At 38.9% G+C, this 10,543-nt stretch carries 12 protein-coding genes and 1 pseudogene; all 13 read left to right on the forward strand.

Translation table 11 applies throughout. The annotated features are described in order from the left end of the window. Window positions 1-300: 300 nt before the first annotated feature. The gene (locus G587_RS0115855; RefSeq protein ID WP_026493054.1) at window positions 301-651 is read left to right on the forward strand and encodes a CidA/LrgA family protein; all 351 of its coding nucleotides are present in this window, start codon (window positions 301-303) and stop codon (window positions 649-651) included. A gap of 1 nt (window position 652) precedes the next feature. Continuing rightward, window positions 653-1,345 carry an LrgB family protein gene (locus G587_RS0115860; protein ID WP_026493055.1) on the forward strand — a complete coding sequence of 231 codons (693 nt, stop codon included), beginning with the start codon at window positions 653-655 and terminating at the stop codon, window positions 1,343-1,345. A 238-nt stretch (window positions 1,346-1,583) separates the two neighbouring features. Next, window positions 1,584-2,474 (forward strand): hypothetical protein, encoded by an 891-nt coding sequence (locus tag G587_RS0115865; RefSeq protein ID WP_026493056.1) that lies wholly within the window; start codon window positions 1,584-1,586, stop codon window positions 2,472-2,474. Window positions 2,475-2,593: 119 nt separating this feature from the next. Beyond that, window positions 2,594-3,370: a hypothetical protein gene (locus G587_RS0115870; protein WP_026493057.1), complete on the forward strand. Its 777-nt coding sequence runs from the start codon at window positions 2,594-2,596 to the stop codon at window positions 3,368-3,370. 291 nt (window positions 3,371-3,661) lie between these two features. Beyond that, entirely contained in the window at window positions 3,662-3,841 is a 180-nt protein-coding gene (locus tag G587_RS0115875) for a hypothetical protein (protein WP_026493058.1), read from the forward strand. Window positions 3,842-4,052: 211 nt separating this feature from the next. Continuing rightward, entirely contained in the window at window positions 4,053-5,201 is a 1,149-nt protein-coding gene (locus tag G587_RS0115880; protein ID WP_026493059.1) for a GGDEF domain-containing protein, read from the forward strand. Window positions 5,202-5,458: 257 nt separating this feature from the next. Then, on the forward strand, window positions 5,459-6,370 hold the full coding sequence (locus G587_RS0115885; protein ID WP_026493060.1) for a hypothetical protein: 912 nt from the start codon (window positions 5,459-5,461) through the stop codon (window positions 6,368-6,370). Window positions 6,371-6,385: 15 nt separating this feature from the next. Further along, on the forward strand, window positions 6,386-6,946 hold the full coding sequence (locus tag G587_RS0115890) for a hypothetical protein (RefSeq protein WP_026493061.1): 561 nt from the start codon (window positions 6,386-6,388) through the stop codon (window positions 6,944-6,946). A 91-nt stretch (window positions 6,947-7,037) separates the two neighbouring features. After that, window positions 7,038-7,520: a phosphoglycerate mutase family protein gene (locus G587_RS23130; protein ID WP_081679485.1), complete on the forward strand. Its 483-nt coding sequence runs from the start codon at window positions 7,038-7,040 to the stop codon at window positions 7,518-7,520. Window positions 7,521-7,853: 333 nt separating this feature from the next. Continuing rightward, window positions 7,854-8,708 (forward strand): hypothetical protein, encoded by an 855-nt coding sequence (locus G587_RS0115905; RefSeq protein ID WP_026493062.1) that lies wholly within the window; start codon window positions 7,854-7,856, stop codon window positions 8,706-8,708. Between the two features lie 2 nt (window positions 8,709-8,710). Continuing rightward, the gene (locus G587_RS23135; RefSeq protein WP_196812599.1) at window positions 8,711-9,124 is read left to right on the forward strand and encodes a GNAT family N-acetyltransferase; all 414 of its coding nucleotides are present in this window, start codon (window positions 8,711-8,713) and stop codon (window positions 9,122-9,124) included. 19 nt (window positions 9,125-9,143) lie between these two features. Continuing rightward, the gene (locus tag G587_RS0115915) at window positions 9,144-9,566 is read left to right on the forward strand and encodes a GNAT family N-acetyltransferase (protein WP_026493063.1); all 423 of its coding nucleotides are present in this window, start codon (window positions 9,144-9,146) and stop codon (window positions 9,564-9,566) included. A gap of 79 nt (window positions 9,567-9,645) precedes the next feature. Further along, a pseudogene (locus G587_RS23140) lies at window positions 9,646-10,136 on the forward strand (GNAT family N-acetyltransferase). The last annotated feature ends 407 nt before the right edge of the window (window positions 10,137-10,543 follow it).

Genomic DNA, 10,543 nt, shown 5'->3' on the forward strand with positions numbered 1-10,543 from the left:
AGCTTTGGTGTCAAGCTTTTTTGCAGAAAAAAAAGAACCCTATACCATTTCTGATATAGAGGTCTTAGTTCGTCATCTTATCTTAATGACATTGGCAATGATACGGGCTCTTTTTTATTTACGATTACAGGCTTTGCCTGTTCAGATAAAATAACTTTAAGTCTAATTCAATCGACCATTTCATTAAATTTTTTGTGAGATATTATTCTTGAATTTTAAAATATCCCTGGTGTAGAATACACAATGTTTGCAGATGGTATGGCAAAAGATAGTGTCTGCTGTAGAATCGAGGATGTTTTTATGAAGTATATAAAACAGTTTTTGGTAATTCTTGCGTTTTCGTTTACGGGTGAACTTTTGAAGCTCATTCTACCGTTCCCAATTCCTGCAAGTATATATGGAATGGCACTGTTATTTACTGCCTTGATTACAGGAGTGGTGAAGTATACAGATGTTAAGGATGCAGGATCTTTTTTGATTGAGATAATGCCTGTTATGTTCATTCCTGCAGGTGTGGGTCTTGTTAACAGCTGGGTTAATCTCAAACCGATTCTTATACCAGTTAGCATTATTACTGTTGTAACGATTATAACAGTAATGCTTTCTACCGGTTGGATTTCACAGATTATTATCAGAAGGACAAAAAAGTAAGATGAACGCTTTATTTCAAAATTCCCTGTTCGCAGGAGTTACATTAAGTCTTGTTTCATACATGATAGGAGTTTCCCTAAAGAAAAAGTTTAAACTTGGAATATTTAATCCGCTGCTTATAGCTATTATTCTGTCCTGTGGTACTTTAGTAATAGGAAAAGTGGATTATGAAGTTTATAACGAAGGAGCAAAATACCTAAGCTATTTACTTACTCCTGCAACAGTTTGCCTTGCAATCCCTCTTTATGAGCAGTTTGAATTACTGAAGAAAAATTATAAGGCTGTTCTGCTGGGACTGCTGGCAGGTACAGTGACAAGTTTAGCAACAGTTTTAGTACTGTCTGTGTTATGTGGATTGTCTCATGAAGAATATGTGACACTTTTACCAAAGTCTATTACAACAGCTATTGGAATGGGTGTTTCTGAAGAATTAGGCGGTTACGTTACCATTACTGTTGCTGTCATAATAATAACAGGCGTTCTTGGAAATATGTTTGGAGAATTCATCTGCAAAGCTGCGCATATTGAGGAGCCTATAGCAAAAGGACTGGCTTTTGGTGCAAGTTCCCACGCCATTGGAACAGCTAAGGCAATCGAGATAGGTGATGTAGAAGGCGCAATGAGTGGCCTTGCTATTGCAGTATCAGGTATTTTTACTGTTCTCTTGGCTTCTGTTTTTGCAGGTCTGCACTGATTGTAATTATTTACAATGTATATAAATAATGGTATATTTTAACTGTTATTTGTAGTATTTCATATATTGTTGTTAGTAGAGCCTTGGATTTTCCAGGGCTTTTATTTTGCGCAAAGAGTCATAGCTCTTAAAAAATAATAAGAGCTATGGCTCTTTTTATATACATTTATTTACGATTCCAGGCTCTGCCTGGTCATATATAGCAACTTTAAATCAGAGCAAAAAGGAGAAACAAATAATGGCAAAGAAACTTATTTCATTTAATTTCAACAGGGAGTTTATACCGGAGCTTGAGAGCCTTTCAAAGAGTCATCCGATCGCAGAAGTGAATACCATGTACTTTACTTCAGTCCACTCAAGGATCACTGACCTTAAAACAGATACCTACCTTGCAGAAGCTATCGCAAACTATCTGGGAACCGTAGATACGCTGCATCTTTTCGTGGGTAAGACAACCAAGAATCAGTATGTGGCAGAGTACCAAAAACCTGGAAAGGATGATATTCAGATTTGTATTGGGGCTGTTACCGGAGGTTCATTTGTCTTTAAGGCCGGAAGTATTGAGGAAGAGACAGGACTTCTTTCCCAGTATGAGGCAGGACACAAGGGAACAGTTTTCGTAATGGACATGCTTCCCAAGATTTTAGAGGACAAAGAGGCTTCCATATGTCTCAGCGATCTTCATGCGTTCAGGATTGAGGATGAATCATACTCTAAGGCTATGTGCAAGCTCTTCAACAACATCTATTACAGGGTCAAGGATGAAAAATCAACTTCGCCAGTTCCTTATTTCAAGGAGCCAAAGAAGATTTTCCAGGCTGATATAGACAGGGCTGAAGTTGAAAGTATCTTCTGCGGAGAGCCAAAGGTATTTTCAAGACCGTCGGACGTTTCATTTGATGTTTATGACGAAGAGGATTTTGACCTGCCTTCATCACCCACCTCTGAAATAAGGAACATGTATCTTCTTGATGCGGAAAGAGTCCTTACAGAGGAAGAGGAGAAAAGGGTTCCAGACCTTGGCGACTGGTATGTTGTCCCCGAGTGGTCAAAAAAGACCGCAAGGAGGATAGCATCATCAAGGAGGTTTAGGAAATCCATAGGAAACATCCTGCTATGGATTTCTTGACGGAACTGGATGCCAGAGAATTGGCAGGTATCGATTACTGAAAATCTGAATTATCGAATTGATGCCTTTGCATCCTAATCGTATAATACTTCCTATATTGAATATATAGGAGGCCGGGTATGAAAGGAACAGGGGATAACAGAAGAGGTAAGGTTAAGAACTATGACAGATGGCCTGAATTAAAAGCTATTTATAAAAGGATAAATAAGATACATGCGGAAGATGATGTAGATTTAAAGAGATTAAAAAAGAAGGCTTTGAAGGATTATAAGCATATCATATATCTTGCAGCTGCGTTGGTGTTCACGGCTATTATATTTGTAGTCAGTGCATTAGGTGTTATGACCGCTCGTGACAGGACCACGATAGCATTTCCTATCATGAATTATTTATTTTTGATATCGACTGCTTTTTTAACAATATTCGTCATAATTGCTGCGATAAAAGGACACAAGAACAGCAAGATGGTTATGGGAAAGTCCGAACCAGATGAGCTGACGAAATTCAAGCAAGAGTGTTGGGTTGAAGCTTTAACTGAACTTGCGGATAAGCATGGTATATCTAAAGAATATGCTTTTATGGATGTCATTGCCTATCAGGATGTCAAATCTGTATATTATAAATATATAAAATGGATTCAGTATCTGTTTCTAATCAGTTTTTTATGTTTTGTTCCGGGAATAGATCCTCCGGTTGAGGGAATTGCCAATTATTTAGATGCTTTAAAAAAGTTGATGTCTATTGGTTACGTAGTGATTGCAAATGTAGTAGCCGATTTTGCGAATTCAATGTTAGGTGAGCTGGGATCATTGAACTATCTGCATTCTGATATGGTTTATGCATTATTGGAATATTTTAAGGAATTAGATAATCAGAAAGATGGTTTTGCGTCATGAAACAAAAAAATAAATGTTGTAAAGCATCTCACTTCGGAGGTGCTTTTTTCGTGGGATGATATCATGCTGGTCCTTTCAATCATAGGTTTTATTATGATTCGTGAAGCATTAAATAAGGTGGAGAATTTTGAATGAAGCTAAGGGAGCGTGGATTGCCATGTGTATTGAGCTTTGCGTAAGAGGAACTCTTTTCCTTATAAGGCTTGCTTTGTGAAATGCCATAAATGATAATAGTAAAATGAGGTGAAATACTCGGATAGAGGAAATTTAATTATGTGAAGGAGGTTCCTTATGAAAGTTACGGATAAACTAAAAAAGAAGTCTGATAAAGTATTATCAATTGAGGGTGTTAAAACCAATAAAGATATCAACAAAGCAGGTACTGTGCTGGAAGAAGCAGAGTTGGATCAAGTAACTGGAGGAGAGGGAGCTTATTTTAAGCCTTATGATGATGGAAAGGTACGTCGCTGAAATTTTGTGATTATTCTTAGATAGCGAAAGGTTCTGGCAAAGTGCTGGAGCCTTTTTTGTATAAAACTTAAGAGTTATTTAATGGAATTTGCGCTTTAGGTAGAGGATAATTGTTATATGCAAGGTTAAGCAGGAAAATGACCTGCAAGGAATATAAGAAAATCTTCTATATCTGAGGATAGGTAGCAAGCAGAGGTAAAAGCTTTTGTTTATGACGACAGGATATGTAAATCTATACGTGGAGATAAATCTGTTCTCACTTTTGCTGGTCATGATCGTCCTTCGAAGAACTCAGGGCGTTTCAAGGATGGTGGAACAGAAAACATTCATGATGGGTATCATTTCAGAGATGGTATTCTTTGTGGCTGATACTTTGGGTGTTCTTATCGGAAGTAGGACGATTCCTGGGGCAAATTCTGCCCTTTTGGTCTGCAAAACTGTCTATTTTTTCTCAACGGGAATGATGTGCTTTTTATGGTTCCTGTACTTTGAGTATCTGAGGGAAACCTTGTTTGTGAGGGAAAGGAGAAAAGTGCGGTTATCCTCGTTGGGAATCTGGATATTTGGGCTGCTCCTTATTGGAAACCTGTCTGGGAAATATCTGTTTTATGTATTGCCTGATGGAAGTTACTGCAGGGGACCACTGTTCATACTGAACTATCTCCTGCCATACTCATATGCATTTGTTGTATGGCTTAGGATTGTTATTGATATCATAAAAAAAGATAACAGGCTAAACAGGAAGTCCCAGATACTGCTTGCCTTTTTCCCTGTGGCACCCGGGATTTCCGGCATAATTCAGTTTTTCTATCCGCATGTACCTGTTGCCTGTGTTGCCATGTCGATTGCAACCCTCGTGCTTTATCTTAACTGGACAGAGCAGTTGATATCGGTTGACCCTCTTACAAAGTTAAATAACAGGAAGCAGCTTGAGCTATCCTTTAAACAGTGGAATAAAAGCCTTGGTGAAACGGAAAAGCTTTGCATACTTCTTATGGATGCAAATAATTTCAAACATATAAATGACACATATGGTCATGCACAGGGAGATGTTGCGCTTATTACCATTGCAGAAGCAATAAACGTTGGCTGCAGGGATATTACAGGAAAATCTGTTATGGCAAGATACGGAGGAGATGAGTTTGTTGTTCTATTGATCACCGATAGTGAGGGCGTATGTGATGAAGTAAAGGAACAGATAAACAGGAGCCTTACTGAAATGGTTGCAAAAAAAGATCTTCCGTTTGAACTTTCAGTCAGTATCGGAATGGCGGTCTTCAGGAAAGGAGATTCCCTAAGGGGATTGATTGAGAGGGCAGATGAGGCTATGTACAGCGAGAAAAAGCAGCGGAAACAATAAATGAGGAAGGAAACGCTTTAATTTTACATTGTTAGTAAAAAATGATATAGTTTAACTGTTATTAGTAGTTATTTTTTAAGTTAATATTGTTGTTTGTAGAGCCTTGGTTTATCCAGGGCTTTTATTTTTCCAAAGAGCTGGGTCTCTTAAAATTCAAAGAGCCCTGGCTCTTTTTATATACATTTACTTACGATCCCAGGCACTGCCTGATCATATAAAAGCAACTTTAAATCAAAGTAAAAAAGGAGAAACAGATAATGGCAAATAAACTAATTAAATTCAATTTCAACGGGGAGTTCATACCGGAGCTTGAGAGCCTTTCAAAGAGTCATCCAATCGCAGAAGTGAATACCATGTACTTTACTTCAGTCCACTCAAGGATCACTGACCTTAAAACAGATACCTACCTTGCAGAAACTATCGCAAACTATCTGGGAACCGTAGATACGCTGCATCTTTTCGTGGGTAAGACAACCAAGAATCAGTATGTGGCAGAGTATCAAAAGCCTGGAAAGGATGAGATACAGATATGCATCGGGGCTGTTACCGGAGGCTCATTTGTCTTTAAGACCGGATGTATTTCAGAGGAAACAGGAGTGCTTTCCCAGTACGATGCTGGACATAAAGGAACTATTTTTGTAATGGATATGTTTCCTAAGACCGCAGAGGATAAAGAAGCTTCCATCTGTATCAGTGACCTTCATGCTTTCAGGGTGGAGGATGAATCATACTCAAAGGCTATGTGCAAACTCTTCAATAATATCTATTATCGCGTCAAGGATGAAAAATCTACTTCGCCCGTTACATATGTTAATGAGCCGAAGAAGATATCCCAGAATGATATAGACAGGGTTGAAATAGGAAGAATCTTCTGCGGAGTACCAAAGGTGTTTTCAAGATTGTCTGTACTCCCTTTAGAAGATCTCGATGAAGAGGTGGATATCCCGTCATCATCTGCATCTGAATTAAGGAATATGTACCTTCTTGATACCGAGAGGGTCCTTACGGAAGAAGAGGAGAAAAGAGTTCCAGACCTTGGAGAGTGGTATGTTGTCCCGGAGTGGTCCAAAAAGACGGCAAAGAGGATATCAACATCAAAGAAGTTTAGAAAATCAATCGGAAACATCCTCCTCTACGGACCATCAGGAACCGGTAAGACAGAAGGGTAACAGGCAATCGCAGAGATGCTAGGGCTCCCATATTACACTATTACCTGTTCTGCTGATGATGATAAGTTTGACCTTATAGGACAGCTTATCCCGAACACAGAAAAAGGAAAGAGCGGTATGGATCCCGACTGTGTCATAGCTTTTACAATAAACAGGGACTATGAAGGATGTAATGACCTGCAGGAAGCTGTGTACTCACGAATCATTTTTGTTATGCAGATTCCTGAACCTACAGAAACTGAACTGTTTGCCCGCACAAAGGCTCAGACCGGATTTTACAATGACGGCCTTCTTAGGAAAATGGCTAAGACTATTGTTGATATCCATGAGTACTGTAGGGATAAGGATATCACGGGCGGTGTCTGCGGTCCAAGAGAGCTTATAGACTGGGCACAGGTTTCAATCCTTGAATCTGAAGAAAGAGAAGAGGCAGCAATATCAGAAACCTCAGTCATTGCTGCAGCCTTGGATACCATACTTGAAAAAGTGGCTCAGAATGAGGACGATATTGAAGATGTCATTACCGGGGTCTTCAAGAAGCACTTTTCAACGGCTCTTGTTGATGAGCTGCGATAAACAAATTTAAATTAACGCAACTAAAGGTTCTGGCAGATTGCTGGAACCTTTTATGGTATATTAGAAATATGTTTTTTACCGGAGGGTTTAGGTGAAGATTGTTCTTATCAGGCATGGTAAAGTGAATTATAGATGGAAATCCTGGTATACAGCAAATCAGTTTGATGAGGCTTGCAGGCAATATGATCATGCTCCTGTCATGAAGTCGGGCTATTCTATACCAGATGGGAAGTACTCCGCTTACTACATAAGTACTTTGCCGAGAACCAGGGAAACAGTTCAGAATATCTTTGGGGATCAGGATTATAGTTCTACAGATCTGATTAACGAAGTCCCAATATCAGCAAGTTTATATACAAGAGTTAAATTACCAATACTGTTTTGGTATTTCACAGGTAGGATGCAATGGTATTTCAATAATAGCAGGCAGAAGGAAGGCAGACTCCGGACAGAGAAAAGAGCTAAGCAGTTTGTGAAGATGCTTACGGAAAAGAATGAGGATTGTGTGGTAGTTACACATGGTTTTTTCATGCGTACGCTTGTGGCTGAGTTTAAAAAACGCATTTTAGCATAGAGAATAATACATTCGCATATGCTAATGGACAATGTGTGATTGCAAGATTATAGATATTTAGGGGAGAACAAATGATACGAGAAGTCAAGCGTGAAGACACTGCTGATGCAGGAGAATGTAGTTTTGCGGAGATGGTATGAGCAAAATGGTGCTGTTCATGTAGGGACAAAGAAATTTGATTTTTTCCCATTTACATGTGGATATATGAGAAAGGAAATATAAGAAAATGAATAAACAGATGATAGATTTCCTAATCAGGGCAAAGAAACAATCAGCTATAAAGAAAAAATCATTTACGAATGCTATTTCCACGGAGGACTCATTGAGTAAGGAATGAATACGATTTTGGAATATGCCCAAAGGAATAAATCTTCGTTTGAGATGGGAGGAGTCTCATCCAATGAAATTCGTTTTTTTACATACGAGGGAAAAAGATATATTTTAAAGACTCCCTTAATGACAAGAGATGATTTTTCACCTTTCTGGACAATGATGAAGAGGGTGTTTGGTTATTCAGTAAAGGAGCAGAACTCAAATTTACATAATATTTACAGGGATTTGAAAGATAATCCTCATATAAAAGTGGCTCCGTTTGTAGCAACAAATGGAGAAGCAAGCGTTTTTGAGTATGTTGAAGGAACACCAGGGGATGATGATTTTTTTCCAAAGGGGAAAAACAATTCTTATACTTTGGGGCAGTTTATTGGATATAATCATCGGACAAAGTACAATTATTCTGGACTTTTAGGCACTTCAAAGGGAGATTTCTTTTTTGAAAATGCCAGAAGATATATTGAAGATTGTATTAGTGAGCATTGGAGCGGGGATGATGATGCAGATAAAAAGGTCAGGGGTTATTACGAGCAGATAAAGGATAAACAGCTTTCAAGCTGTGGGAATTCACTAATAATGATCGACATATGCGCAGATCAGTTTTTGTTTAGCGATGAGAATATTGTAGCGTGTGTTGATCTGGATGCGTATGTGATTGGACCTGTAGAATGGGAGCTTAGCTTCCTTCATTACCAGGTTGAGGATTGGTATGAATTCAAGGCTGGATATGAGACATATTGTGAGATGCCGTCGTTTGATGAAGTGAGTAAATTATTCTTTTTGCTTATGGCACTTAGTTCATATGATAACAAAGCAGTAATAGATGGATACTGGGCTGCCCTATTAGAGGAATGACTATGAAGATAGAGTTTATTGATAATATACTGACTCCGGAGGATTTTGTAAGGCTTAGGGTTACTACGGGCTTTGCTGATATTCCTGTCCCACATGCAAGGAAGGCTCTTCAAAATGGACTTTTAAATGTCTCTGCAGTGAAAGATGGAAAACTGATAGGAATGGGCAGACTTGTGGGTGACGGTGCGATGTACTGGTACCTGCAGGAAATAATAGTTTTGCCGGAATATCAGGGACTCGGAATAGGGACAATGATTGTTAATCATCTTGTGGACTATGCTGTGAAGAATTCCTCTACCGGGAAAATTACAACAATCGGGGGAGTATCTGCTAGGGGCAAAGAAGGCTTCTATGAGAAGTTGGGATTTGAAGTAATACCCAATGGCATTCAATGGAGGATAAAACGTAAATTATAAATGTTTATGGAGATAGAACATGATTAGGTATACAGATGACATTTCAACTGAAGAGTATATGGAGCTACGCAGAAAAGTTGGCTGGTGCGAATTTCCTCTCGAAGAAGCACAGGCAGGGCTTGATAATGCATATATGATAAGGTGTGTCAGGGATGATGAAAAAGCGATAGGTGTTGTCAGGCTTCTCTGGGATGGAGGGTATATAGCTTTTTTATCGGATGTTATCGTGGATCCGAAATATCAGGGACAGGGCATTGGAAGGAAGCTTGTTGAAACCTGTATTGATAGAATAAAAGTTGATGCTAAGCCCGGCTATAAGGTTAAGATGTGCTTGATGGCAGCCAAAGGGAAGGAACTATTCTATAAGAAGTTTGGTTTTGATGAACGTCCTAATGAGAAACTGGGAGCCGGAATGGATCAGTGGCTTATTTTTGAAGAATAAGATTTGATGATTTAGAAAACTGCAACAAGCGTTGCAAAAATATATGATCGTTGTGGATATTCATGCGAAGGGAGCAAAGATGGTTACAATTAAGGAGTCAACAACAGAAGATATTAATAATATCCAGAGGCTTTGGGCTGATGGGGGTGTTATGAAATATATAGGCTTCCCTGATGGATTGCATGAAACAGAAGAAGCAATACAGGAGTGGCTAGATAGATTTCGCATTTTGAAACCTAAGGAGAATCACTATTCTATTTTTGAAGATGGAAAGTATTGCGGCGAAACGCAGTATAGAATTGATGAGGACCATCGTAGCGCTTCTCTTGATATTAAGCTACTTAAATTCGCAAGAGGTCGTGGAATAGCAACACAGGCCATTCGTATGCTATTGAAGAAGCATTTAAAAATGGTGCAGAAGTAGTGTGGGTTGATCCGCACCCGGAAAATGCTAAGGCTATTTCCCTATATCAACGACTTGGGTTTGAAGCAAAAGAGATGCCTGAGCATGTCATTGCGTTAGGGGAAGATCCTCATGTTTACAAGTATATGGAACGGGGTAAAGGATGATACGGGAAGTTAAACGGAAAGATATCGGAGACTGTGTGAACTGAATAAGCAGAGCAAAATATGATGATAAGGATGTGGTGACAGACTATGCCTCACGTAGAAATCAAATGTTTTGAGGGAAGAACTGACAGAAAAAAACAGAGTGTGCGGAAAAATTGCGCTGGTAATAGCAGAGACATTAGGCTGCAAGACGTCAAGCGTTTCTGTTGCTATTAAAGATATACCGGAGAAAGATTGGAAAATCTAAATTGTTCATAAGCAAGGAGTATGGTAATGACCAGTGATGTAACTAAAATAGGAGGGGCAGATGGACCAATGTCATTAAGATAAGATGACGAACTAAGACCTCTATATCAGAAATGGTATAGGGTTCTTTTTTTTCTGCAAAAAAGCTTGACACCAAAGCT

The organism is Butyrivibrio sp. XPD2002 (assembly GCF_000423945.1).
In the GTDB taxonomy this organism is placed as follows: domain Bacteria; phylum Bacillota; class Clostridia; order Lachnospirales; family Lachnospiraceae; genus Butyrivibrio.

Bases quoted from the DNA above. Each gene is read 5' to 3' on its own strand.
- G587_RS0115890 (WP_026493061.1), top strand. From the start codon at position 6,386: ATGCTAGGGCTCCCATATTACACTATTACCTGTTCTGCTGATGATGAT.
- G587_RS0115905 (WP_026493062.1), top strand. From the start codon at position 7,854: ATGAATACGATTTTGGAATATGCCCAAAGGAATAAATCTTCGTTTGAG.
- G587_RS0115885 (WP_026493060.1), top strand. From the start codon at position 5,459: ATGGCAAATAAACTAATTAAATTCAATTTCAACGGGGAGTTCATACCG.
- G587_RS0115880 (WP_026493059.1), top strand. From the start codon at position 4,053: ATGACGACAGGATATGTAAATCTATACGTGGAGATAAATCTGTTCTCA.
- G587_RS23135 (WP_196812599.1), top strand. From the start codon at position 8,711: ATGAAGATAGAGTTTATTGATAATATACTGACTCCGGAGGATTTTGTA.
- G587_RS0115870 (WP_026493057.1), top strand. From the start codon at position 2,594: ATGAAAGGAACAGGGGATAACAGAAGAGGTAAGGTTAAGAACTATGAC.
- G587_RS0115860 (WP_026493055.1), top strand. From the start codon at position 653: ATGAACGCTTTATTTCAAAATTCCCTGTTCGCAGGAGTTACATTAAGT.
- G587_RS0115875 (WP_026493058.1), top strand. From the start codon at position 3,662: ATGAAAGTTACGGATAAACTAAAAAAGAAGTCTGATAAAGTATTATCA.
- G587_RS0115865 (WP_026493056.1), top strand. From the start codon at position 1,584: ATGGCAAAGAAACTTATTTCATTTAATTTCAACAGGGAGTTTATACCG.
- G587_RS0115915 (WP_026493063.1), top strand. From the start codon at position 9,144: ATGATTAGGTATACAGATGACATTTCAACTGAAGAGTATATGGAGCTA.
- G587_RS0115855 (WP_026493054.1), top strand. From the start codon at position 301: ATGAAGTATATAAAACAGTTTTTGGTAATTCTTGCGTTTTCGTTTACG.